Source organism: Pseudomonas sp. WS 5051, assembly GCF_012985715.1.
Taxonomy (GTDB): domain Bacteria; phylum Pseudomonadota; class Gammaproteobacteria; order Pseudomonadales; family Pseudomonadaceae; genus Aquipseudomonas; species Aquipseudomonas bubulae.
Genome location: NZ_JAAQWV010000005.1, coordinates 115,000 through 141,159, shown reverse-complemented (window position 1 = coordinate 141,159; position 26,160 = coordinate 115,000). Strand labels below are relative to the sequence as shown.

Here is a 26,160-nt window from a genome sequence, read left to right as displayed (position 1 = left end):
TGAGGGCCGGTCAGCTATTGAGCAGGCTGACTGTGGGGAAACAACAGATCGATAAAGCGCTCGGCGGTGGGCTGTGGTTCATGGTTGGCCAGCCCGGCGCGTTCGTTGGCTTCAATAAATACATAGTCGGGTTGGTCGGCGGCGGGCACCATCAGGTCGAGCCCCACCACCGGAATATCCAGGGCCCGGGCTGCGCGAATGGCGGCGTCGGCCAGCACCGGGTGCAGCACGGCGGTGACGTCTTCCAGGCAGCCGCCGGTGTGCAGGTTGGCGGTGCGGCGCACGGCCAGTACTTGCCCTGCGGGCAGGATGCTGTCGTAGTCATAGCCTGCGGCCTGCACGGTGCGCAGGGTTTCGGCGTCCAGCGGGATGCGGCTTTCGCCACCGGTGGCGGCCTGGCGTCGGCGGCTTTGCGCCTCGATCAGGCGCTGAATGCGGTGCTGACCGTCGCCGATCACTTGCGCGGGACGGCGGATGGCGGCAGCCACCACCTCAAAGCCGATCACCACGATGCGCAGGTCGAGGCCTTCGTGAAAGCTCTCGAGCAGCACCCGGCTGTCGAACGCCCGCGCTGCCTCGATGGCCTGTTGCACCTGTTCGATGCTGTCCAGGTCCACCGCTACGCCATTGCCTTGCTCGCCATCCACCGGTTTGACCACCACCCGGCCGTGCTCTTCGACAAACGCCAGGTTGTCATCGGCATTGCCCGCCAGTTGCTGGGTCGGCACGTTCAGGCCGGCCTGGCTGAGCACCTTGTGGGTCAGGCACTTGTCCTGGCACAGGCTCATGCTGATGGCGCTGGTCAGGTCGCTGAGGGACTCGCGGCAACGAATCCGTCGCCCGCCGTGGCTAAGGGTGAACAGGCCGGCGGCCGCGTCGTCAATTTGCACGTCGATGCCACGTTTGTAGGCTTCTTCAACGAGGATGCTGGCATAGGGGTTGAGTCCGACCTCGGGGCCAGGCCCCAGAAACAGCGGCTGGTTGATGCCGTTCTTGCGCTTGATGGCAAAGGTCGACAGGGTGCGAAACCCCAGTTTGGCATATAGGTTCTTGGCCTGGGCATTGTCATGCAGCACCGACAGGTCGAGATAGCTCAGGCCGCGGCTCATAAAGTGCTCGACCAAATGCCGCACCAGCACTTCACCCACTCCCGGGCGTGAACAGAGCGGGTCGACCGCCAGGCACCAGAGGCTGCTGCCGTTTTCGGGGTCGTTGAATGCGGTGTGATGGTTCAAGCCCATGACACTGCCGATCACCGCGCCGCTGTCCTCGTCTTCGGCCATCCAGTACACCGGGCCGCCGTCGTGGCGCGAGGTCAGCAGGGTCGGGTCGATGGGCAGCATGGAGCGTGAGAGGTACAGGGTGTTGATCGCGTTCCAGTCCGCCTCGCTTTGTGCGCGGCGGATACGGAAGCCGCGAAACACGCGGGTGGCCTGGCGGTAATCGGTAAACCACAGGCGCAGCGTATCCGAGGGGTCGAGAAACAGTTGTTGCGGCGACTGCGCCAGCACCTGCTGGGGCGCGGCGACATACAGGGCAATATCGCGCTCGCCGGGCTGCTCGTTGAGCAGCTCTTCGGCCAGGGTGACGGGATCGGGAAAGGTATGCCCGATCAACAGCCGGCCCCAGCCGCAGTGTACGGCCACGGGGCAGGCATTCAGTTCGCTGCCATCCTCGGCAAAGCGGGCTTGCAGGCGTTCATAGGAAGGCGTCTGGCCACGCAGTAAACGCTGGCTATAAGCCGTAGCGAGAGGTTTCATCGATCAGATTCCTTGTTCGCTCAGCCACAGGTTCAGGGCGGCCAGTTGCCACAGCTTGGAGCCGTTGAGGGGGGTCAGCTGGCTTTGCGGGTTGGTCAGCAACTGGTCAAGCATGGCTGGCTGGAACAGGCCGCGATCCTGGCTCGGGTCCAGCAGCAGGTCGCGCACCCAGTTGAGGGTGTTGCCCTGCAAGTGCTTGAGCCCCGGCACCGGGAAATAGCCTTTTTTGCGGTCGATGACTTCGCTGGGGATCACCAGTCGTGCGGCTTCCTTGAGTACCTGCTTACCGCCGTCGGGCAGTTTGAAGCGCGCTGGAATCCGCGCTGACAGCTCGGCCAGGCGGTAATCGAGAAACGGCGTGCGGGCTTCCAGGCCCCAGGCCATGGTCATGTTGTCCACCCGTTTGACCGGGTCATCCACCAGCATCACGGTGCTGTCCAGGCGCAAGGCCTTGTCCACCCCGGCCTGGGCCCCCGGCTGTGCGAAATGCTCACGCACAAAGTCGCCAGCGGCGTCATTGGCTGTCAGCCATTGTGGCTGGACGGTGGCCTTGTACTCGTCGTAACTGCGGTCGAAAAAGGCTTCGCGGTACGCGGCATAAGGATCGCTGGCGCCATCTACTTGTGGATACCAGTGATAGCCGGCAAACAGTTCGTCAGCGCCCTGGCCGCTTTGCACCACCTTGCAATGCTTGGCCACTTCACGCGACAACAGATAAAAGGCGATGCAGTCATGACTGACCATCGGCTCGCTCATGGCGCGGAAGGCCGCTGGCAGTTGCTCGATGATTTCGTGCTCGCCAATGCGCAGTTGGTGATGGCGCGTGCCGTAATGCCGGGCAATCAAATCCGAATACTGGAATTCATCCCCGCGCTCGCCGCCTGCGTCCTCAAAGCCGATGGAGAAAGTCGACAGATCCTGTACGCCCACATCGCGCAACAACCCCACCAACAAACTGGAGTCGACACCGCCAGAGAGCAGCACGCCGACATCCACCGCCGCCCGTTGGCGGATAGCCACGGCTTCGCGGGTGCTGTCGAGGACACGATCGCGCCAATCTTCCAGGGTCAGATTGACTTCATCGGCACGGGGGCCGTAGGGCAGGGTCCACCAGGTTTTTTGCTCGGTGTGGCCATTGGCGTCAATACGCAACCAGGTCGCGGGTGGCAGCTTTTCGATACCGGCAATCAGCGTGCGTGGCGCTGGTACAACGGCATGAAAATTCAGGTAGTGATTAAGCGCCACCGGGTCGAGCATGGGGCTGATATCACCGCCCTTGAGCAGCGCCGGCAGGGTCGAGGCAAAGCGCAAGCGCTCACCGGTACGCGACAGATACAGCGGCTTGACCCCCAGACGATCGCGGGCCAGAAACAGGCGCTGGGCATCGCGTTCCCAGATGGCAAAGGCAAACATGCCATTGAGCTTGGGCAGCAGCGCTTCGCCCCAGGCGTGATAGCCCTTGAGCAGAACTTCGGTATCGCCACCCGAATAAAAGCTGTAGCCCAGGGCTTCAAGCTCGGCGCGCAGCTCGGGGAAGTTATAGATCGCGCCGTTGAAGGCCAGCGACAAACCCAGCTGGCTGTCGATCATCGGTTGGGCTGAACCATCCGACAAATCCATGATTTTCAGGCGGCGATGGCCCAGGGCTATCGGCCCCTGGCTGTGAAAACCCCAGGCATCGGGGCCACGTGGTGCAAGGTGGTGGGTGATGCGTTCGATGGCTGCCAGGTCGGCAGGGTGTTGATCAAAACGTAACTCGCCAGCTAATCCGCACATGGTGTGTAAATCCTTGGTCTTTCGGCATGTGGTGCTACAGGGATGAGTCAGCGTCTTTGCAGGACGCCTGGTAGCGCTTTGGGCCCGGTTTTAAAGGGCGATGCAGTTTTTGACTGCATCGCCAGCCCTTGCGGTGCAAGGCACAAGGCACTCGCTCCGGCATAAATGACCGTGTTTTATCGAGTGACCTGTGCCCGGATCGTTCAATAAAAGTTACAAGTGGTTGTTTTGTCGGGGCTTGGGAGGCCAGCAGGGTTTTGGCTGAAGAGCACTATTTATCTATGTCACATCCCCTGCGACGCCACGTTAGGTTAGGCGCTCTCTGACCTGCAGAAGACCGGATATGCCCCGCCATATGCCCCCGCTGGATGCTCGCGATACCACGCTCAGTGACCTGGAACCCCTGGAGCTGGTCCACAGCCATATGCCCAAATGGTTGTTGGGCGCTGATCCACAGGTCATTGCGGCCATGAATGCATCCATGGCCAGTAGCCGTTTCTATCATGGCCTGGTCGGCAAGAAGTTCGGTGAGCTGCAAAGTGTCGAGGTGTACTGCGGGGCATTGCTGGCAGCCGAGGTCAGGCGTGAGTTCGGGTCGTCACTGAATATTCACCGTGACTATCTGGCGGTGGTGCATGTTCACCTGATCCCCAATATCACGTTGTTCAGTTCCGTTCGCCATTACCTAGTGCATGACGAGCCGAAAACCCTGCTGTGGGCAGCCCTGCAGAATTTTTCGGCCGACGAGGCCCTTGCAAACGGCTTTAATCCGCAAAGCCATATCCGCTACGGTGGCCATCCTCAGCAGATCAGCCCTCTCGAGCCCTGCCACTTTGCCGCGCTATGCCGCAGGCTGGATCTGGGGCTCAAGTATCAACAGTATCTGGAGCATGCTTTGGGCGTTACGGCGTCGGGAACTCCCGGGCCCAGGCATTTGGCGACAGAGTCGAACCTCAGGCTTTTAAAAACCCATGACATGGCGGTCGACGCGCATGTCGCCTACCTCAAGAAACAAATCAGTCAGGCAGCCTATACCACACTGCTTGCCGCCCTGGCTCTGCCCGCCAGTACTGCCCAGGTGCACGGGGTGCAACTGGACGGCAAGCCGATGGTGCCAAGTTCCTTGTCGATACTGGACACGGAAATTGACGGGGTGGTGGTCTTCTCTTCCGACACCTTGTTGTTGCACCCCGGCAACCGCTTGATTGCCTATATCCCCAATGACCCGCGGGCACCCTTGTTCGAGTTCAGTTCATTGCAGGTATTCACCGATGAGTTGAAGCATCGCCTGCTGGATCCGGCGTATGCCAGGTTTTTCTCCCGCTTCACCGCCTTGAATGTACGGCCGCTGTTTATGCAAAAGGTCGCTGGCAGGCCCGAGCATCTGGCCCTTACCGCAACCCCTCTGACCATCAGCGCAGCGCATTACCTGTGCACGGTGCAGCTCAGGAACATGTTTGCCGATGCCCGGCAATTGGCCGTGCCCACCGGCGTGCTGGACGAGCGCGAACGCGAAGAGCGCTGGCAGATGTACAAAACGGCAGGGTTGTTTCTGGTAAACGTCGCGGCCCTTTTTGTGCCGGTGCTGGGCGATCTGATGCTGGCGGTGGCCATTGGGGAGATGCTCAAAGAAGTCTATGAGGGGGTGGAAGACTGGGCCCAGGGCGATGTTGACCATGCTCGCGAGCACTTGCTCAATGTCGCCACGGATCTGGCCGTCAACGCAGGGGTAGTGGTCGGGCTGGGAGCTGTCAAAGCCGCTGCCAGTCGTTTGAGCGCAGCCACCCGGGCGCACTTTGAAGGCTTTCAACCCGTCAGTCGTGATGATGGCACCACCCGGTTATGGAATAAAAACCTGCAGCACTACGAGCATAAAGTAATGGGCGAGCATCGCTATACAGCTGATGCCCAAGGTTTACTCAGCCTTCATGGCAGGCAGTATGTAGACGTGGACGGCAAGCACTATCCTGTCGAATTCGACAGCGAGCGCAGGCAATGGCGCATACCTCATCCGCGCAGGGCCGATGCTTTCAGGCCTGCCTTGCTACATAACAACGAAGGGGCCTGGCAGCATGCCCATGAGCGGCCACTGGAGTGGCAAGACAGTGCGACGCTGCTGGGCCGTTTGGGATCGGCAACAGCAGCACTGGACAGGCAGACACTGGAACGGATTCGGGAACTGACTGACACGGCACCGGGCGTCCTGCGCCGCATGCATCTGGAAAGTCTGGCGCCGCCTTCCTTGCTGAAAGCCAGCCTCAAGCGCTTTGAAATCAACCAGCTTATCGACACCTTTGTCGCACAGATGAGTACCGACCAGTATGCCTCCCGGCGCTGGAGCGAGCTGCAATTACAGCTCTTGCCGGCATTGCCGAAATGGCCAGCGGGCAAGGTGTTGACGGTTGCCGACGATACGGGAAACCGCCTTGCGCACTATGCCAGTGTGATGTGGCCGGCTACGTCCCATATCAACCTGACAAGCTCTGTCGTTGAGCAAGGCAAGTTGCTGGATGCTGTTCTTGCGGCCTTGTCCGACTCACAGGTCAGGGAACTGCTGGGCAATGACCTGCCTGCTCCGGGGGCACTGGCCCGCAGACTGGCCCTGGTATTGGGCAGTCATGCGCGGGATAACAAACGTCAGGTCTTCGAGAGGTTGTATGGGCTTTTCAATATCTCGTCTGCGGCAGAAGCCTTGCCCATCGAACGTGACTTTCCGGGGTTGCCCCGTACGGTAGCGCAAGCGTTGGTTGAGTCGGCCAGTAATCCGCAGCTTGAACATTTGCGCAGGGGCAGAGTGCCGCTGGAACTGGCCGAGCTGGCGCGCATGCACCTGCGTGAGGCCAGGATAAACCGGGCGATCGAAGGCTTTTATCTTGAGCATCAGGCCAATGACGACACTGAGCGGCTGGCCTTGCATTATCTGGATCAACTGCCCGGCTGGCCTGCTGACAAGGCGCTGGAGATTCGCGAAGATTCGATTTCAGGCGCCATGACTCATTATTGGGGCGGCGTACAGACGACCCCACCGCACGTGCTGGTCAAAACGCTGCGGGGCTACGAGCGTTACCGGCCACGCGGTCATGTCCATTTGCTTGAGCCTGGCGGTCCTCTGCCATTATCCACTGCCGTGTTTGAATCCCTGACCGATCTTGAGCGCGATGCCATGGGCTTTGCTGCAAACACGGATGCCCCGGCGTTCAATGCGGCCCTGGCAAAGCGGGCGGCCAATGCCCGTCAGGAGTCCGCCCAGGTGTTGCGCATACAGCCGATCAAACCGGGGTTCAAACCGCCGATTACCCTGGCAGATGGTCAGGTGGGCTACCCCCTGTGCGGAATGACATCCGGTGAGCACTCCTGGGAATTGCAGCGCCGTGTGCGCAGGATTTACTCCGACTTTGAAGATGAGCAAGTCATTGAATACCTCGACACCCTGGTCGAGCGGGGGCTTGAACCGCTCAATATCCTGCGTGAGCGCAAGCGCGAGAGAAGGGCCTTGCTAACGAGCCTGCAAGCCTGGATCGATGCCACTCCGGGTGAAGTTGTTCCGACCGATACCCTATATGACTACCCCGAGAACCGATATCAGGCTGCAGGGCTGATTGAGCGTTGCTGGCGTAAAAACCCCGCTCATATTCCCTGGGCTCACAACGAAGAGTTGCACAGCCTGAGCCTGGACGGCTTTCGATTGGGCAACTTTCCGGATCTGCCAGCCATTGCCGACTTCAGCCATGTGCGGGAATTGAAACTCAGCAACATGAATTGCCGGGACACGGCCAATGCATTCCTTGAACATTTCAGCGGGCTGGTTGCCCTTGAAATGGATAACAATCGCATGGTCAACCTGCCCAGGCAGTTGGAGCGCATGCCCAATCTGCAGCGTTTGTCCCTGGCCCGTAACCTGTTGTATCTGAACCCGGGCAACCTGTCGGTATTGAACTCGCTGGGCAAGCTGCAAGTGCTCAACCTCAATGACAACCTGCTGGGTCCGAACCTTAGCCTCAGTAATCTGGGTTTTTTGCGTCGGGTCTATTTGCGTCGTACCTGGATCGACCAATGGCCGCAAGACCTGATATCCCGCCCGTTTCTTGAGTCGGCCGATCTGCGGGAAAACCGTATTATCGACATACCTGAACATGTCTATCAGGCCTCACCCACTGTGACGCGCAATATTTCCCTGGCCGGCAACCCGTTGTCCGCCACCAGCCGCCTGCGTCTGGCCCGCTATGCCATGCAGGGTGGCAGCAGCATGGGCATCAACAGCGAACAGTTGATGAGCGAGGCGGCGGCGTTCGAGTTCTGGACGGCGGGTATTACCGCTCAGGAATTGCGAAGAAGAGAGCTGTTATGGAACAGCTTGCGAGCCGATGCGGCTTCAGACGATTTTTTTACGGTGCTCAGCCGTTTGACATCGACTGCGGACGCCCATGAAGTGCGTCAGGATTTCAGCCGACGTGTCTGGGAAATGATTGAAGCGGCCAACGAGAGCTCCTCCTTGCGCCGTGATGTGCTGGATATTGCGGCTTCGCCGCGTAGCTGTACAGACAGTGTGGCTTTTACGTTCAGCGAGATGGAAGTGCAAATGGAACTGTCCGGGCTTTCAGGCGCGGGCTCGCCTCAGAAGCAGCAACTGCTGACTCTGAGCAAAGGGCTTTTCAGGCTCGACAGGCTCGCCAGAATCGCCCACGAGCACTTTTTGTTACGCCTTGAGGGGGCAGGCCCGGCACCGGACGAGCTTGAGATGCACCTGGCTTACCGTGTGGGCCTGGCGCGAGCCCTTGAGCTGCCGGGGCAACCTGAAAGCATGGCGTTTAAATCACTGGCCGGGGTGACTCAGGCAGATCTGGACATTGCGCGGCTGGAAGTCGAAAAGGCCGAGAAAACGGCCTCGCTGAACATCTTTATCAGCACCCGCCAGTTTTGGCGGGAGTACTTGATACGTACCCACAGGACGCAATATGGCGCGCTGACCGAGCCGTACTTCGAGGCGTTAAGCAACTTGCTTAAAAGATCTCCAGAAATGAACAGTGAGCGCTATCTGCGCGAGGTCAGCGAAGTTCGCCATCAGATGGACGCGGCTGTCGATGTCTGGAGCCTGCAAAAGACCGAGGCGCTGCTGGCGCCCAAGTCCCTTGAGGGGTCGCCCTCTACAGCCCTTTGATCAGGGCCCGCAGCCCGAACCGGTTCGGCAGGCAGGCTTCGGCCACTGCTCTGGATACGGGCAGGGGTTCATCGTTGATCCAGGCGGCGAGTATTTCGCCAGACAGGGGTGCGGTGATGAGCCCGCGAGAGCCGTGGCCGCTGTTGACGTACAAGCCATCAAGCCACGGGCAGGGGACGTCAGGCACCTGTCGGGCATCCTTGCGCAACACGCCATAGGCGCTGGCGAACTGCTCCGGATCCGCGAGCGGGCCTACAATTGGCAAGTAGTCCGGGCTGGTGCAGCGGAACGCTGCCCATCCACGCAGGGTGTCAGGGTTGAGTTGTTCGTCACCGAGCCGATGGGCCAGGTCCGGTGAGATTTCCTCGAGCAGCTCGAGGTTACCTTGATGCCCCTGCGGGGTGGTGGTCAGGTCTTCGTTATCAAAGTCGAAGCTGGCGCCCAGCGTGTGCTCACCGAGGCGGCCAGGAGCCACATAGCCCTCGGCACACACTACGGTTTTCAATACGGCGCTGGCAGGGGTTTCTACCAGTTGAGTGATTTGCCCGCGAATCCGTTTGAGTGGCAGGCCGCTGCTGGCCGGGAAGCGCTTGACCTCGGCAGCGCCAGCCAGAATGACAACCGGAGCGCTGGCCAGTACCTGGTCGTTGTGGCACGCCTGCCATTGCTCATTGACCTTGTGCAGTTGCAAAATGTCATGGTGGGTCAGCACCCGAACCTTGGGGTGCAGGGCCTGGTAGTGGCAAAGCGCTGGAGGGTGAACCCAGCCGCCTTCGGGGTAGAACAGGCCGCCGTGGGCCAGTTCGATCCCGGCCAGGGCTTGTGCCTGGGGTTGGTCAAGCAGATGCACCAGCGCCGGGGGAAAGGCTGCGGCCAGTTGGGCCTGTCGTGCGGCTTCCTTGGCGTTGAAAGCCAATTGCAGGACCCCGCAATCATCCCAGTCGCGCCCGCGCTGCAGGTGTTCCAGCAGACGACGGGTGTAGCCAAAGCCGCTGACGATCATCTGCGACAAAGTCGTACCGTGTGCCGAGAGCTTGAGGTACAGAACGCCTTGCGGGTTGCCCGACGCTTCCTTGGCCAGTCTTTCGTGGCGCTCCAGCAATATCACCGTCCAGCCGCGGCGGGCCAGGCTATTGGCGCTGGCGCAACCCGACAGGCCGCCACCGATGACCAGTGCTGTACGCGGGCCTTTGACCCGGGGCGGGCGGGCAAACCAGGGTTTGACTGTGGGTGCTGTTGAAGCGGTGTCTGGCAAGCCGACAAAGGTGCCGCGCAGGATTTCCCACTTATGGCCTATGCCTGGCGTGCGGCGCATCTTGAATCCGGCGTCATTCAGTGCGCGGCGTACCCAGCCGGTGCTGGTGAATGTGCTGATTGTCGAATCGGGTGCCGCCAGGCGTGCCAATTGCGCGAACAGTTCCGGGGTCCACATGTCGGGGTTTTTCGCCGGGGCAAAACCGTCTAGAAACCATGCATCAACTTTGGCGTCGAGTTGCGGCAACTGTTCAAGTGCATCGCCGATCAATAACGTGAGCGTGACCCGGCCATCGGCCAGGGTCAGGGTCTGAAAGCCCGGATGGATTGCAAAATACACGGCCAGCAATTGTTCGCTGAGGGGCGTCAGCTCCGGCCACAGGGCCAGCGCGCGTTGCAGGTCGTTGCGGGTCAGCGGGTATTTTTCGACGCTGATGAACTGCAGGCGCGCATCGGGGTGGGCATGTTGCTCGAACAGCTGCCACGCGCACAAATAATTCAGCCCGGTGCCGAAACCGGTTTCGCCAATAACCAGATGGCCGTCAGCGGGCAGGGCGGCGAAACGCTCTGCAAGGGCGTTCTGTTCGATAAAGACATAGCGGGTTTCTTCAAGCCCCGACTTGTCCGAAAAATACACGTCATCAAACACCCGTGAATGGGGGCGACCTTGGTCATCCCAGTCGATCTGGGCATTGGCAGTTTCAGTAGTCATGTGTGGCTCGGCAACGGCAAGGCAGCCATTCTAGCCGATCAGTCAGGCCGGGACTGATCCATGACAGGTTTGCTCGGTTTCTTCCTGCATATTGCAGAGCAATCCGCTAGGCTTGGTTCATCTTGCCAGGGAGCATTCCATGTTCGAATCAGCTGAAATCGGCCATTTCATCGATAAAGAAACCTACGACAGGGAAGCCCCCGCTTTACGTGAAGCGTTGCTTGAAGCCCAGTTTGAGCTCCATCAGCAAAAGCGTGCTTCGGTCATTGTGCTGATCAATGGCATTGAAGGCGCCGGCAAGGGTGAAACGGTCAAACTGCTTAGTGAATGGATGGATCCGCGCCTGATCGAAGTGCGGACTTTTGATAGCCAGACCGATGAAGAGCTGGCTCATCCGCCGGCCTGGCGTTACTGGCGTCAATTGCCCGCCAAGGGGCGGATGGGCGTGTTTTTTGGCAATTGGTACAGCCAGATGCTCCAGGGCCGGGTTCACGGCCTGTTCAAGAATGCCGTGCTTGATCAGGCGATCACGGGCGCCGAACGCCTGGAAAAGATGCTGTGCAATGAGGGCGCAGTGATCTTCAAGTTCTGGTTCCACCTGTCCAAAAAACAAATGAAGGAACGCCTGCAAACCCTCAAGGATGACCCATTGCACAGCTGGCGCATCAGCCCGCTGGACTGGCAGCAGTCCAAAACTTATGACAAGTTCGTACGCTATGGCGAGCGGGCGATCCGCCGCACCAGTCGTGATTACGCACCGTGGAATATCGTCGAAGGTATTGACCCCTATTACCGCAGTCTGACTGTGGGCAAAATCCTTCTTGAAGGGTTGCAGGCGGCGTTGCATACCCCCAAGGTTGCAGCCCGCCCGGCGGGTGTGCCGCCGTTACCGGACAAGCAAGGCGAATTGACCCTGCTCGATTGCCTGGACCTGACCCGGCATCTTGAAAAAGAGGATTACCAGGAGCAATTGATCACTGAGCAGGCGCGTCTATCGGGCCTGATGCGTGACAAACGGATGCGCCGGCATTCATTGATTGCCGTATTTGAAGGCAATGATGCCGCAGGCAAAGGCGGCTCTATCCGGCGGGTGGCGGCAGCGCTGGACCCGCGTCAGTACATCATTGTGCCTATTGCTGCGCCTTCCGAGGATGAGCGAGCACAACCTTATCTTTGGCGTTTTTGGCGACATATCCCGGCGCGGGGCAAATTCACCATTTTTGACCGCTCCTGGTATGGCCGGGTGCTGGTTGAACGGGTCGAGGGTTTTTGCACGAAAGCGGACTGGATGCGCGCTTATGGCGAAATCAACGATTTCGAAGAACAACTTACGGCAGCAGGCGCGATTGTCGTCAAATTCTGGCTGGCAATCGACAAGGACACCCAGCTTGAGCGTTTTCAGGAGCGTGAAGAAATCCCGTTCAAACGCTTCAAGATTACCGAGGAAGACTGGCGTAATCGCGAAAAGTGGGATGTGTACCGCAGTGCGGTATGCGACATGGTGGATCGCACCAGCACCGAAATCTCGCCCTGGACCCTGGTTGAAGCCAATGACAAGCGCTGGGCACGGGTAAAGGTGCTACGCACGATCAACGAGGCTCTGGAAGCAGCCTTCGAGAAACGCGACAGGCAGGAAAAAAAGCGCAAGAAGAAGTAACACGGTACTTACCCTGTGGTGCTTCGCTTGTGCGCGGCAACACGGGGTTAGCCTGCGACTATATATCTACCACTGATGCACTCCGGGTTTCTGTTCAGATCAGGTGACTGTCGATCACTTGGGATGAACGCTTTCATGTCCGAAAACAGCCACACCCTTAACGCTGACCAGTACCTTTCATTTGGCAGCCTGTCTATCAATTTGCCCGGTACTCTGCGAGAGCGAAAAGTCTCACGCTACGAAGCAAGCCTGCAGTCATTTATAGGCACTGCTGATCAGGCGATGACTCGCTTGGCCGCTTACCGGGATACTCATGAGCAGGCTCTGACCCAGTGTGCCGAAACTCAACAGGCAACGGACAGGCTGCTCGAGGGGGCCGAGTCTCAGGGCACCGACTTCTGGACCCGGCTGGATGCCGGCGGGCTTAGTCTGTTGCAGCGTTTGTCTACGGGCAGGTCGCGCAGCTTGCTGGCCGAAGCACAGTTGCAAGTGTATGAAGGCCGGTTGAGCGAATCCGCGTATCAACAGATAAAAGAAGTTGTCAGCGAACCCTGGTCTTCACTCCGCGGGCAAAGTGTCAGCTGCGTTTGCGACCTGTCCCTGGGCACCTCGCAACGCTCTTATTTGCTGCAGGGGGCGATGGTGATAACTCGTCAGCCTGCGCTTGATGACCATCAACATCCGGAGCCCGTATTTCTGTTCGTTCCGGGCAATGCGGGCGGTTTGCAAGCATTCACTTCCGTGGCTCAGCTCAAGACCCAACTGGCCCGCAGCGTTCGGGCCGATCCGGACGGGTTCTGGCTCGGCCATGTTTCGCTGAAAAACCGCGCTGCTGCCCGGGCAGCGATAATGCTCGAGGGTACTGAAAGCCCCGTTATCCTGCGTGTGCTCGATGGTCATGCCTTCAGTCTGGGGGTTGAGGATCAAATCGCCGGCTATAAAGAAATTGCTTCGCTTATAGCCAGGGGCCAGTTGTTGTACAGCGAATCGACGGTTGCGCAGTCTCTTGAGCGCTTGCGTCTGGAAACCGCACAAAACCTGCTGGCGCCGGGCAATGAGGCCCGTGAACAGGGCATTGACCTTGTGGCGGAACAATTGCGTACGGCACAGGCTACGCAGGACTTGCCGGACTGGTTGCTGCGGGCATCGGTCGAAGAGCGGGCCGAATATGCCAAGGGACTTGTGGTTTACGCACGTAATGCCCTTTGGCTGGAGGACGATCTGAACCGTCATCTGCCGTCATTCGAGGTGTTTACCCGCGATAAGCTGGCTGAGCGGCTCAAGGCCGATTTAAAACGAGATATCGATCCGGATGCGATCAGGGTCGATATGCCCGATCGGGTCATCGTTGAGGTGTTGCAAACGAGCGAGAGGGCCGAGCGTCCGCATCTGGCGGGCGATACGTCGGAAAGCATAGCGATCACCGGCTTTTCAACCTGGGATGACGTCAGTCTTGCGCGTCACACCTTCAGCTTGTCCGAGCTGGCTCGCAAGAATATTGATGTGAATGACGAACAGCAGATGCTGCGTCTCAAGCACAGCTACTTCACTCTGGATGGCGTGGATACCAAGGCGCTGGGTATTGACCTTAAGTATCTGCTCAAAACCATTCCGGATCTGGATGTTGCCATGCTTTACAGCATGAGGATCACCCGTGCTTTTCTGGGTCGCACAGTAGGGGGTAGCCAGCCCGGAGCTCCCGATATTGCCAGGCGACTGGGAGTGTTCAGGCAAGCCATCAACCTTGAGGCCTGGGTCGCACGTCAGCGCAGCCACCTGTCAGAGCGGGGGTACAGGCTGGCGCAGGCAGCGACCGCACCCGGCAATGGTAATCACAAACCTGACGCCGAATTCGACATCGAATACCGTTATACCTGGTTACGCTCACCAGACCGGGGGGACAGTTCCTATACCGAACAAGCCTTGATCGGGGTGTCTGTGGTGCATGACAAAACCTCGGGGCTGGCGCTGATGTATCTGGCGGGCGCTCCGGGTAATCAGAAGTTCTTCGAAGGTTCCGGGTTCCAGCATCTGATTGAACGTCTCTCCAATCATGTGCTGCTCAACAGGGAGCTGCTCACCTACTTCGCAAACAGTACAGAGACCGGTTCGAGCGTTGCGCGGAATATTCAGAACATCAATGCCATTTTGCGTGTCGGAACTTACGGTTTTCTGGTGATTGACCCGGTCAAGGCGTCCCATGTGTCGCTGACGGACATGCAGTACCTGGCACGCATGGGGCGGCTCAAGGAGCAGGTCTATGGTTCCTCCAGATCGGCGCTGGATATCGAGCGCCGTCAGATGGAGCGTATTGCGCAGCGGGATCTGAGCTACATAAAGATTGGCCTGTCGGTTATTCCGGGTATTGGCACAACCATTGGTGTCTATGACGGCTGGAATGACGCATCTGCGGCCATCAGTGCGTTTGCCCGAGGCGATTACAAGGCGGGAGCGTGGCTGGCTTTCTCTGCCGCGCTTAATTTGGGCGAGGCGGTTCTTACGCTCGCACCTCTGGTGGCGCGCCCCAGAGCAGTAAGCGCAGTGCTGGGCAGCCTGGATGAAACGGTGACCAAGGCCGTAGCAACCCTATATGACGCAGGGTGGAGAGCCAGTAAATCGTTGCAGAAAAAACGCCTGAAGGATCTATTGCCGTCTGTCACTTCCCGCAAGCCCTGGCGTACCAAGGCATTCGAGGGCTATGAGGTCAAAGTCCCGCTCTATGACGCCGTGAGGCTCAGGGGGAAAAACGAAAATGTCTATCTCTTGAATAACAAGATGTACATTCAGATCGATGAAAAAGTGTACGAAGTGTATCGTCGCTCAGGTGAGAAAACCCTTCGCCTCAAGGCGCGCCCGCCCAAGAACTATGAACCGCCGATCAGGATGGATGCACGGGGGCGCTGGGAGTATCACGCCGATGTCGGGGGCAAGGGAGGGGCGCCGTTTCCGGAGCTGGAAGAGCTGATTGTTGATTCAACCCCCGTTACATCCACGCGCAAGGTTCCTGATGGATACGCTGTGACGGCCGCGGTTACCCCGGCGCCAATTCCTGCCGTACATCCTCAAGGCGTCGAGTCGATGGACAGGGTGGTTATCGGCCATCGGGATTTGTTTGTTTCCAGCGAACTTGATAGTGCAGGCAATTTTGGAATCTATCGTATTGATCCTGCTGATCCGACCCGACTGCAGGCTCAGGGTGTATTAACGCCCGAAGGGGTATATCGCCTCACCGATCAGCCTCTAGTCTCCGGTAGCGATCTGTTTGAAGAAGTCGCCGAAGATTTTGTCTTTATGGACAACAAGTTCTATCGGGTGCAACTGGATACTGAGCAGTTTTCCTGGAAAGTGGTGCGCACGGGTGATGAGGGTAGCAGCACGCTGTTTATCGAAAGTGATGGGGTATTTGATCCGGTCACACAACGGTTGGTCATCAGCAACTGGCACCTGATGCCAAGGCTCGGAGAACATCCCAGTCTGGAGGCCCTAGTGCGCCAGGCGCTTGACTTGCCTGCAACTGGTCTTGACCACGAAGTCTATGCATTTTTGCGCAACTACACGCGCCAGATCATCCAGTCTGTCGACACACAGGTGATACGGGCACCTGATGTGCTGGAGCTGGAGCGTCTGTGTGAGCAGAGCCTGCGCCGCAAGCAATTCCCGGTGGGCAGGCTGGACGAAGCCTTGACGGCCATGGCCAACAAGCAGCCCCTGCCGATCTGGGCACCGGTCTATGACGAACTGCAGGGTATGCGCTCGGTATTCCCGACGACATCCGGAAGGTATTACAACATTGATGCCGTGCGTCAATTGCGCAGTCATATGTCGATCCGCGATCTGGATGTGGAGGTTGCCGCCCTTATTGACAACTATGCAGCAATGCGTGCCGGATTGATCTCTACGTTTAATATGAGAACCACTCTGGCCAAAAGCGTCATGCAGTTGGTCTTGAAAAAGCGTGGCTACACATTGCTTGATGGCGGTCGCTACAAAGTGGGGGCTGCCGGTTTCGGTATGGTGCTACGTGGTCCCAACGGTGATCTGTATCTGATGGAAGTCAGGCATATACGGGCTACCGGCAACACCTGGGGGCATGTTTTTTTTGATCGTGGATCCGCGAGCAAACTAGTCATGATGTCTGACGAATGGGTCGATATCGTCGTGCGAAAATCCCTGGAGGAAGTGCCATTCAATCCTGCAGCTGTGGCAGTACAGCAAGCCAGGGCAGATGGCCGCTTGTTCAAACTGGTTGGCACCATCACCCCCGACAAGGAAGTGATGGTGTTCAAGGTTGCAACCCCGGGCCCAGGATTGTAAAAAACCGCCTAGCCGTGCTTGCCCGCGCCCAGCATGTTTTCAGGACGAACCCACTGGTCAAACTCGGCGTCCGTGAGGTAGCCCAGTTCCAGTGCTGCTTCGCGCAGGGTCAAACCTTCGGCGTAGGCCTTTTTGGCAATCTCGGCTGACTTGTCATAGCCGATATGGGGGTTGAGTGCGGTCACCAGCATCAGGCCGCGCTCCAGGTGTTCGGCCATTTTGGCGGCATCGACCTCAAGCCCGGTGACGCAGTGTTTGAAAAAGTTGCTGCAACCGTCTCCCAGCAACTGGATGGATTGCAGCAGGTTGTGAATGATCACCGGTTTATAGACGTTCAGTTGCAAATGCCCCTGGCTTGCAGCAAAGCCGATGGCAACATCGTTGCCCATCACCTGGCACGCCAGCATCGACAAGGCTTCGCACTGGGTCGGATTAACCTTGCCCGGCATGATCGAACTGCCCGGCTCATTGGCGGGCAGTTTGATTTCGGCCAGCCCGGCGCGGGGGCCGGAACCCAGCAGGCGGAAGTCATTGGCCAGTTTCATGAGGGTCACGGCCAGTGTTTTGAGGGCGCCTGACAAGGTGGTCAAGGGCTCGTGGCCGGCCAGCGCGGCAAATTTGTTCGGCGCGGTCACAAATGGCAGGCCAGATAACGCAGCCAGTTCAGCGGCAATCGCTTCGGCGAAACCGTGGGGTGCATTCAGCCCGGTGCCCACCGCGGTACCCCCCTGTGCCAGCTCGCACACTGCGGGCAAGGCCGAACGTATGGCTTGCTCGGCGTAGTCCAGCTGCGCGATATAGGCTGACAGCTCCTGGCCGAAGGTGATCGGCGTGGCGTCCATCATATGGGTGCGGCCGGTCTTGACCAGTTTCATATGCCGTGCCGACAACTCGGCCAGGCCTCCTGCCAGTTCATTGATCGCGGGCAGCAAATGATTGTGCACAGCCTTGGCGGCGGCGATATGCATGGCGGTGGGGAAGCAGTCGTTGGAGCTTTGCGAGCGGTTGACATGGTCATTGGGGTGGACTGGCGACTTGCCGCCACGGCCTTTGCCCGCCAGTTCATTGGCGCGTCCTGCAATGACTTCGTTGGCGTTCATGTTGCTCTGTGTACCGCTGCCTGTCTGCCACACCACCAGCGGGAACTGGTCGTCGTGTTCACCGTTGAGCACTTCATCGGCGGCCTGTTCGATCAGGCGGGCGATATCGGCAGGCAAATCACCGTTGCGGTCATTGACCCGCGAGGCAGCCTTTTTGATCAAGACCAGGGCATGCAGAACCGCCAGCGGCATTTTTTCGTTGCCGATGGCAAAGTTGATCAGTGACCGCTGTGTCTGCGCCCCCCAATAAGCCTCATCGGCCACGCTTACTTCACCCAGGCTGTCGGTTTCGATACGGCTCATCGGCTCTTTCTCCTTGAAGTCTGACCTGACAGCTTAGGCGTTGATTCACACTAAGGGTTCAATCTTGCGTTTTCGGTGCTTTTGGTCGGCTGATGAGAACGTCTATCAGTGTCGGGGTTGAGTGACACACTTTATTAGGCGCAGAATGGCCGCCCTTGGGGTTAAACCTCGCTTGCTAGAAAAGGAAACTCGATGACCCGTCTTCGCGCCATCTGTACAGCGGTAGCTCTGGTTTGCGCCAGCGGCCAGGTTTTCGCCGATGCAGCTAGCCACGCTGCCAGTGCTGAAACGTTCCTGAAACTGACACATGCCGATAAGCTGGGTACCCCGGTGTATATGCAAGTGCAGCAAATGTTCGCTCAGCGTTTCGAGCAAACCAAAGCACCAGCCTCCAAGAAAGCCCTGCTGGAAACTTACCAGGCCAAAGCCAGCACCGCTCTGGATCAAGCCATTGGCTGGAACAAGCTGAAGCCGGACATGGTCAAGCTCTACACCACCAATTTCACCGAGTCTGAGCTCAAGGACCTGGTAGCGTTCTACCAGTCGCCTCTGGGCAAGAAAGTGCTGGAAAAAATGCCGCAACTGACCCAGCAATCGGCACAAATGACCCAGGCCAAACTGGAAAGTGCAGTGCCGGTTGTCAACAAGCTGCTAGAAGACATGACAGCCGAGCTGGAGCCAAAAGCGGCCCCGGCCAAAAAGAAGTAAGCGGAGCCTGAATGAGCATGCAACAGCGTATTGAAGCGGCGCTAGGCGCTCTGCAACCCGAGCACCTGAGCGTGCTGGATGAAAGCCATATGCACAGTCGTGGGTTGCAGACCCACTTCAAGGCAGTGGTGGTCAGCGAGCAGTTCGCCGGGCTCAACAGCGTCAAGCGTCATCAAAAGGTCTATGCCACCCTGGGTGACCTGATGGGCGAGTTCCATGCGCTGGCTTTGCACACGTACACGCCTGTGGAATGGGCGAAAATCGGCACGGCCCCGGCATCGCCGACCTGTGCTGGCGGTGGGCACTGAGTTGGCGTAATCCGCCTGCTTTTTGTTAGAATCCGCAACGCGCCGCTTCGTCGGCGCGTTTTTTTTTGCGCCCGGTTCACCCTTTACGAGGGTAGCCACCTGGAGATTGATGCGATGACTTCGCCTGTTGTTGTAGCTGCACTGTATAAATTCGTCACCCTTGAGGACTACGTCGAGCTGCGTGAGCCACTGCTCAAGGCCATGGTCGACAACGGTATCAAGGGCACCTTGCTGATCGCCGAAGAAGGCATCAACGGTACGGTATCCGGCAGCCGTGAAGGTATTGACGGGCTGATGGCCTGGCTCAAGACTGATCCGCGCATGGTCGATATCGATCACAAGGAATCCTACTGCGATGACCAGCCGTTCTATCGGACCAAGGTCAAGCTCAAGAAAGAAATCGTCACCCTCGGTGTTGAAGGCGTGGACCCGAACAAGAAGGTCGGGACCTATGTCGACCCCGAGAACTGGAATGCGCTGATCAGCGATCCAGAGGTGTTGTTGATCGACACCCGCAACGATTACGAGGTTTCGATCGGTACGTTTGAAGGCGCTATCGACCCGAAAACGACCAGCTTTCGCGAATTTCCCGACTATATCAAAGCCAATTTCGACCCTGCCAGGCACAAGAAAGTCGCGATGTTCTGCACCGGCGGCATTCGCTGTGAAAAGGCTTCGAGCTATATGCTCAGCCAGGGTTTTGACGAGGTTTATCACCTCAAGGGCGGTATCCTGAAGTACCTCGAAGAGGTACCCCAGGAAGAAACCAAATGGCAGGGCGACTGCTTTGTATTTGATAACCGCGTTACCGTGCGCCATGACCTCAGCGCCGGCGAATACGATCAGTGCCATGCCTGCCGCACCCCGATCAGCCTCGCTGATCGCGAGTCCGAGCACTATCAGCCCGGTATCAGTTGCCCGTATTGCTGGGACAGCTTGAGCGAGAAAACCCGTCGCAGCGCCATTGATCGCCAAAAGCAGATCGAGCTGGCCAAGGAGCGTAATCAGCCGCACCCGATCGGTCACAACTACCGTAAAGCTGCCGAGGCCTGATATGACAGCGCGCCTGCTCTATGTGATGGATCCAATGTGCTCCTGGTGCTGGGGTTTTTCGCCCATCGCCCAGGCGCTGGTTGAGCAGGCGCAGGCCGCAGGCGTTGAGTTGCATCTGGTAGTGGGAGGTTTGCGCACCGGCAGTGGCTCGGCGCTTGAGCCTGCTACGCGGCGCTATATTCTTGAGCACTGGCAGGCGGTCACAGAGGCCACCGGGCAACCTTTCAACTTCGAGGGGGCCTTGCCCGACGGCTTTATCTACGACACCGAACCTGCCTGCCGGGCTATTGTCGCGGTACGCAGCCTTGCCCCCGATTGCGCCTGGCAGCTGGTCAAACTGATACAGCAGGCGTTTTACGTACAAGGCCGTGATGTGACCCAGGCCAGTGTGCTGGTCGAACTGGCTGAAATCGCGGGAGTGCCGCGTATCGAATTTGCTGCCGCTTTTGACTCTGCCGAGCAGCATGCAGCGACAGCCGCGGATTTTACCTGGGTGCAGGATCTGGGGATTGCCGGTTTTCCGACCTTGCTTGCCGAGCGCAACGGCCAGCTGGCGTTGTTGACCAACGGCTATCAGCCGCTTGCGCCCTTGTCTGACTTGCTTGCTCGCTGGCTTGAACGCGCTGCACGTGTTTGATCCTTCTGCTGTACCGCCTGCGGCTGCGGTGACGGATCGCCTGACCTGGGCCGAAATCCGCCGCCTGGCTCTGCGCCATAAAAAAGCCCTGTGGCTTGCCAACGGCGTTGCCGTGCTGGCGACCCTGTGCAGTGTGCCGATCCCCTTGCTTCTGCCTTTGCTGGTGGACGAGGTGCTGTTGGGTAACGGGGACGCTGCGCTGAAGATCATGAACCACTGGCTGCCGACTGCGTGGCAAAGCGCGGCAGGCTATATCGGCCTGATGCTGGCGATTACCCTGTTGCTGCGCTGCGGTGCTTTGCTGTTTAACGTGCTGCAGGCGCGGCTGTTTTCGCGGCTGGCCAAGGACATTGTGTTTCGCATTCGCCTGCGCCTGATCGAACGCTTGAAGCGAATATCACTGGCCGAGTACGAAAGCCTGGGCAGCGGCACGGTGACGACTCATCTGGTCACCGACCTCGATACGCTCGACAAGTTTGTCGGAGAAACCCTGAGCCGATTTTTGGTGGCGATGCTCACTCTGGTGGGCACTTCGGCGATTTTGTTGTGGATGCACTGGCAGCTGGCGCTGCTGATTTTGCTGTTCAACCCGCTGGTGATTTACGCCACGGTGCAGTTGGGCAAGCGGGTCAAGCACCTGAAAAAGCTTGAAAACGACAGCACGGCGCGCTTTACCCAGGCCCTTACCGAGACGCTGGATTCCATCCAGGAAGTGCGTGCAGGTAACCGTCAGGGCTTTTTCCTGGGCCGTCTGGGGTTACGGGCGCGAGAAGTGCGGGACTTTGCCGTGGCTTCACAGTGGAAGAGCGATGCCTCCAATCGCGCCAGCGGTTTGTTGTTCCAGTTCGGGATCGATATTTTTCGAGCCGCCGCGATGTTGACGGTATTGTTTTCGGATCTGTCGATCGGTCAGATGCTCGCAGTGTTCAGTTATCTGTGGTTCATGATCGGGCCGGTTGAGCAGTTGCTCAATTTGCAATATGCCTTCTATGCCGCTGATGGAGCCGTTACGCGGATCAATCAGTTATTGGCGCGCAACGACGAGCCACAATACCCCGGCGGCGCCAATCCATTTGTGGGGCGACAGACGGTCGGCATCGAAGTGCGTGACCTTAGCTTCAGCTATGGCGACGAAAAGGTACTCGATCACCTTAACCTGACCATTGCTCCTGGTGAGAAGGTGGCCATTGTCGGCACCAGCGGTGGTGGTAAAAGCACCCTTGTGCAACTGTTGCTGGGCTTATACACGCCGCAGTCGGGGAGTATCCGCTTTGCTGATGCCAGCCAGCCCGAAATCGGCCTGCAGACCATTCGCGAGCATGTGGCGGTGGTGCTGCAACACCCGGCATTGTTCAACGATACCGTGCGTGCCAATCTGACCATGGGCCGTGAACGAACCGATGAAGCGTGCTGGCACGCCCTGCAAATCGCTCAGCTCGATGGCACCATTGATGCGCTGCCCCAGGGCCTGGACAGCATCGTGGGGCGTTCGGGGGTGCGTTTGTCCGGCGGTCAGCGTCAGCGCCTGGCGATTGCGCGCATGGTATTGGCCGAACCCAAGGTGGTGATCCTCGACGAGGCCACCAGTGCCCTGGATGCTGCCACCGAATACAACCTGCATCACGCTTTGGGAAAATTTTTGAGCGGGCGCACAACTTTAATCATCGCTCACCGTTTATCTGCGGTAAAACAGGCTGACCGGGTGCTGGTGTTTGATGGTGGGTGCATTGCCGAAGAGGGCGATCACCAGCAGTTGATTGCAGAGGGTGGGCTCTATGCCAAGCTCTACGGGCATCTGCAGCAGACGTGATGTCGCAGGGTTGTGGGGGCGAGCCTGCACGCGAAAGCCCATGAACATCGCAGTTATCCGGCCAATACACGGTATTGCTCATGATCTTCTGGAGCAGGTTCTTTTGCACAGGCGCATTGCTTGCTTCAATGAACATAATGATGCGGCTGCACGCTTATTGAAGATTTAGATCGGCTCAGACTACTCAATTTTTGAAAAATTGGCCTAGGCTGACTTGTAGTGAGATTTTCTCTCTGGTTTTCATTTGACTCCATGAAGCAAAGGGAACTCATGAAATCTAAACGCCCCCTTGGTACACCACGCTTATTGGGCATTGTTTGGCCTTTTATTGCTGTCGTGCTGTTCCAGGCGTTATTGGGGTGCGTGAGTCTGTATATGCTTTCTGCCGTGAGGAGTTATGTCGGTGGCGAAAGTTTATGGTCCAAGGGGCAGAAGGACGCCATCTACTTTCTCTATCTGTATTCCGATACCCATGACCCGGTTTATTACGAAAAATACACACAGGCCATAAGTGTTCCCCAGGGCGACCATAAGTTACGCCTGGCGATGGATGAGTCCCCACCCAATGAAGTCGCTGCCCGCGAAGGCATTCTGCAGGGCGGCAACAGCGCGCAAGATGCCTCGAGCATTATCTGGTTTTACCGCTACTTCCGCCATGTAAGCTATATGGAAACCGCCATCGAGAAGTGGGCCATAGGTGATGCTTACCTGCTCAAGCTCGACAATCTGGCCCAGGAGATGCACAAGGCCATCCTCGCCGGCAGTGCCGATGCTGCGGAGTCCCAGCGCTGGGAAGACGAGATTTTCGCCATCAACGAGGGTATTGCGCCTTCTGCCAAGGCTTTCAGTGATGCGCTGGGTGAAGGCTCGCGCTTTATCTGGCGGTTGCTGGTGGTCATAAACCTGGTCACGGCGGTGGCGCTGATCCTGCTGGTACTCAAGCGCACCCATAAAGTGCTCAAGCAGAGCCGTGCTTTTGCCGAGGCGCTGCAGCTGGAAAAAGAGCGGGCGCAAATCACCCTGCAGTCGATTGGCGACGGTGTTATCACCACCGACGTCAATGGCGCGATTGCCTATATGAACCCTGCGGCCGAGAACTTGACCCAGTGGAAGTCCGAGCAGGCGCAAGGCATTTCCCTGGCTGCGCTGTTCAAGTTGCTTGATGACAACGATCAGGACGAAGGCCCCAGGCTGGTCGAGCGTATTCTCACTGGCGAGCTGAGTAACAGTCGCGAGCACTCCCGGCAGATTCAACGCATGGATGGTAGTACCGTTGCGGTAACCCTTGTGGGTGCGCCGATCCTTCACGATGGCGATGTCAGTGGCGCAGTGCTGGTGCTGCATGACATGACCCAGGAGCGCCAGTACATTGCCAACCTGTCCTGGCAGGCGACCCATGATGCACTGACCGGGCTGGCCAACCGACGTGAGTTCGAATACCGCCTGGAGTTGGTACTGAAGAACCTGGGGCGCCAGCAGGGCCGGCATGCCCTGATGTTTCTTGATCTGGACCAGTTCAAGCTGGTCAATGACACCTGCGGTCACGCGGCGGGTGATGAGCTGTTGCGGCATATTTGTACGTTGCTGCGTACCGGCCTGCGTGAAGGCGATACCCTGGCCCGGCTGGGTGGGGATGAGTTTGGCATCCTGCTGGAAAACTGCCCGGTGGACATGGCGGAAAAAATCGCCGGCGGTTTGCGTCAGGCGGTGCAAAGCCTGCATTTTGCCTGGAAAGGGCGCCCGTTCATGAGCACCATCAGCATCGGCCTTGTGCATATCCATAAAGCGCCAGTCACCCTTGAGTCTTTGATGCGGGCTGCGGACATGGCCTGTTATATGGCCAAGGAAAAGGGCCGTAACCGGGTGCAGGTTTATCATGTAGATGACACGGAGTTGTCATTGCGCTTTGGTGAAATGGCCTGGGTGCAGCGCTTGCATGTCGCACTGGAAGAAAACCGCTTCAGTCTGTATGCCCAGGAAATAACCCCCCTGGGACCTGTGCAGGACGGGGGCGGGCATATCGAGATTCTGTTGCGCCTGCAAGATGAAAACGGTCGCATTGTATTCCCGGACAGTTTTATTCCTGCGGCGGAACGTTATGGCTTGATGAGTTCGATAGACCGCTGGGTGGTCGAAAATGTGTTCAGGATCATTGCGGAATGTTCAGCCCAGGCGGGTGGGCGGCCAATGGCCATGTGTGCGATCAACCTGTCTGGGTCAACCATTGGCGATGATGACTTTCTTGCGTTTTTGCATGAACAATTTGACTGTTACGGCGTGTCGCCAAAACTCATCTGTTTTGAAATTACTGAAACCAGTGCAATTGCCAACCTGGGTAATGCCATCCGTTTTATCAATGATCTTAAAACCCTGGGTTGTCACTTTTCGCTGGATGACTTTTGTGCCGGGATGTCCTCATTTGCCTATTTGAAACATCTTCCTGTCGACTTTTTGAAGATCGACGGCAGTTTCGTCAAGGACATGTTGGACGACCCGATCAATCGTGCCATGGTTGAAGTCATTAATCATATTGGCCATGTCATGGGCAAACGCACGATTGCCGAGTTTGTTGAAAGCACACAGATTGAAGAGGCCTTGATTGAAATCGGCGTTGATTATGCGCAGGGCTATATTGTCCAGCGGCCACAGTTATTCACGTTCGATAGTTTGTTGCAGCGTCCTCAGCGTGCCCGGGCGTTGGCATTGAAGTCCCCGGGCACGTTGCGTTGATCTGTTCTACATTTCTAAAGTCTATTATCAAAAAGGATTTGGATTGTGAGTGAAGTCTTCAACCGAACGGGGCCTCTTATGGAGGAAGCCAGTTACCCCCAGTGGGCCCGGCAGTTGATTCGGGACTGTAGCGAAAGCAAGCGTCGGGCAGTCAAACACGAAATTTACAAGCGCATGCGTGACAACACCTTGAGCCCCAGAGCAATGCGCATGTTTCTCGTGGGCGGCTGGCCGGTAGTCGAGCAGTTTTCGTTGTACATGGGCCATAACCTGGGCAAGACCCGCTACGGGCGTCACCCTGGCGAAGACATGGCTCGCCGCTGGTTGATTCGCAATATCCGGGTCGAGCTTAATCATGCCGACTATTGGGTGAACTGGGCGCTGGCGCACGGGGTCAGCCTTGAAGACCTCAATGCCCAGGACCTGCCTGCCGAGTTTCAGGCGCTGAACGACTGGTGCTGGCATAGCTGTTCCAAGGATTCGCTGGCCGTGGCGATGGCTGCCACCAACTACGCCATCGAGGGTGCCGTGGGTGAGTGGGCGGCGATTGTCTGCTCGGCCGATATCTATGAAGAGTCGTTTGCGGTCGATCAACGCAAGCGCGCGATGAAGTGGCTGAAGATGCACGCCCAGTACGATGACGAGCATCCCTGGGAGGCGCTGGAAATTGTCTGTACCCTCGTGGGAATGAATCCGAGCCAGGAGCAGATCACTGAACTGCGCAAAGCCATCTGCAAGAGCTACGACTATATGTATCTGTTTCTGCAAAGTTGCCTGTTGTTCGACAAGGCCGCTGTGGCGCGTGAGCATCGGGAACTGGTCGAGAGCTGAACACCGGCTTTTCAGTGCATAAAAAAACCGCGGGCTGCATGGGATGCAG

At 58.0% G+C, this 26,160-nt stretch carries 14 protein-coding genes; 10 read left to right on the top strand and 4 right to left on the bottom strand.

Translation table 11 applies throughout. The annotated features are described in order from the left end of the window. Window positions 1-14: 14 nt before the first annotated feature. Window positions 15-1,760 (bottom strand): N-acetylglutaminylglutamine synthetase, encoded by a 1,746-nt coding sequence (gene ngg, locus HBN79_RS09995; RefSeq protein ID WP_095025108.1) that lies wholly within the window; start codon window positions 1,758-1,760, stop codon window positions 15-17. Between the two features lie 3 nt (window positions 1,761-1,763). Continuing rightward, window positions 1,764-3,536 (bottom strand): N-acetylglutaminylglutamine amidotransferase, encoded by a 1,773-nt coding sequence (locus HBN79_RS09990; protein ID WP_095019129.1) that lies wholly within the window; start codon window positions 3,534-3,536, stop codon window positions 1,764-1,766. A 343-nt stretch (window positions 3,537-3,879) separates the two neighbouring features. Here HBN79_RS09990 and HBN79_RS09985 point away from each other — a divergent pair, with 343 nt between their 5' ends. Further along, the gene (locus HBN79_RS09985; RefSeq protein ID WP_169916673.1) at window positions 3,880-8,694 is read left to right on the top strand and encodes an NEL-type E3 ubiquitin ligase domain-containing protein; all 4,815 of its coding nucleotides are present in this window, start codon (window positions 3,880-3,882) and stop codon (window positions 8,692-8,694) included. Here the strand turns inward: HBN79_RS09985 and mnmC are convergent. Continuing rightward, window positions 8,681-10,660: a bifunctional tRNA (5-methylaminomethyl-2-thiouridine)(34)-methyltransferase MnmD/FAD-dependent 5-carboxymethylaminomethyl-2-thiouridine(34) oxidoreductase MnmC gene (gene mnmC / locus HBN79_RS09980; protein ID WP_169916672.1), complete on the bottom strand. Its 1,980-nt coding sequence runs from the start codon at window positions 10,658-10,660 to the stop codon at window positions 8,681-8,683. The genes HBN79_RS09985 and mnmC overlap by 14 nt on opposite strands. A gap of 139 nt (window positions 10,661-10,799) precedes the next feature. Here mnmC and pap point away from each other — a divergent pair, with 139 nt between their 5' ends. Further along, window positions 10,800-12,317: a polyphosphate:AMP phosphotransferase gene (gene pap, locus HBN79_RS09975; protein WP_095002821.1), complete on the top strand. Its 1,518-nt coding sequence runs from the start codon at window positions 10,800-10,802 to the stop codon at window positions 12,315-12,317. 135 nt (window positions 12,318-12,452) lie between these two features. Next, window positions 12,453-16,631: a DUF6543 domain-containing protein gene (locus HBN79_RS09970; RefSeq protein WP_169916671.1), complete on the top strand. Its 4,179-nt coding sequence runs from the start codon at window positions 12,453-12,455 to the stop codon at window positions 16,629-16,631. An 8-nt stretch (window positions 16,632-16,639) separates the two neighbouring features. Here the strand turns inward: HBN79_RS09970 and HBN79_RS09965 are convergent, their stop codons facing one another. Beyond that, complete coding sequence (locus HBN79_RS09965; protein ID WP_095002819.1) at window positions 16,640-18,034, bottom strand: class II fumarate hydratase; 1,395 nt, start codon at window positions 18,032-18,034, stop codon at window positions 16,640-16,642. Window positions 18,035-18,226: 192 nt separating this feature from the next. Between HBN79_RS09965 and HBN79_RS09960 the strand changes: the two genes are divergently transcribed. The 7 genes from HBN79_RS09960 to HBN79_RS09930 all read left to right on the top strand — a co-directional run bounded on the left by HBN79_RS09960 (window position 18,227) and on the right by HBN79_RS09930 (window position 26,111). Continuing rightward, complete coding sequence (locus HBN79_RS09960; RefSeq protein WP_169916670.1) at window positions 18,227-18,742, top strand: DUF2059 domain-containing protein; 516 nt, start codon at window positions 18,227-18,229, stop codon at window positions 18,740-18,742. 11 nt (window positions 18,743-18,753) lie between these two features. Continuing rightward, window positions 18,754-19,050, top strand: coding sequence for a BolA family protein (locus HBN79_RS09955; RefSeq protein ID WP_130871743.1), 297 nt, complete (start codon window positions 18,754-18,756; stop codon window positions 19,048-19,050). 114 nt (window positions 19,051-19,164) lie between these two features. Further along, complete coding sequence (locus HBN79_RS09950) at window positions 19,165-20,103, top strand: rhodanese-related sulfurtransferase (RefSeq protein ID WP_095019032.1); 939 nt, start codon at window positions 19,165-19,167, stop codon at window positions 20,101-20,103. A 1-nt stretch (window position 20,104) separates the two neighbouring features. Beyond that, complete coding sequence (locus tag HBN79_RS09945) at window positions 20,105-20,740, top strand: DsbA family protein (RefSeq protein ID WP_095019031.1); 636 nt, start codon at window positions 20,105-20,107, stop codon at window positions 20,738-20,740. Between the two features lie 28 nt (window positions 20,741-20,768). Further along, the gene (locus HBN79_RS09940) at window positions 20,769-22,550 is read left to right on the top strand and encodes an ABC transporter ATP-binding protein (RefSeq protein WP_169916727.1); all 1,782 of its coding nucleotides are present in this window, start codon (window positions 20,769-20,771) and stop codon (window positions 22,548-22,550) included. Between the two features lie 270 nt (window positions 22,551-22,820). Continuing rightward, window positions 22,821-25,280 (top strand): EAL domain-containing protein, encoded by a 2,460-nt coding sequence (locus HBN79_RS09935; RefSeq protein WP_169916669.1) that lies wholly within the window; start codon window positions 22,821-22,823, stop codon window positions 25,278-25,280. A gap of 45 nt (window positions 25,281-25,325) precedes the next feature. Continuing rightward, window positions 25,326-26,111, top strand: a complete 786-nt coding sequence (locus HBN79_RS09930) for an iron-containing redox enzyme family protein (protein WP_095019029.1) — start codon at window positions 25,326-25,328, stop codon at window positions 26,109-26,111. The last annotated feature ends 49 nt before the right edge of the window (window positions 26,112-26,160 follow it).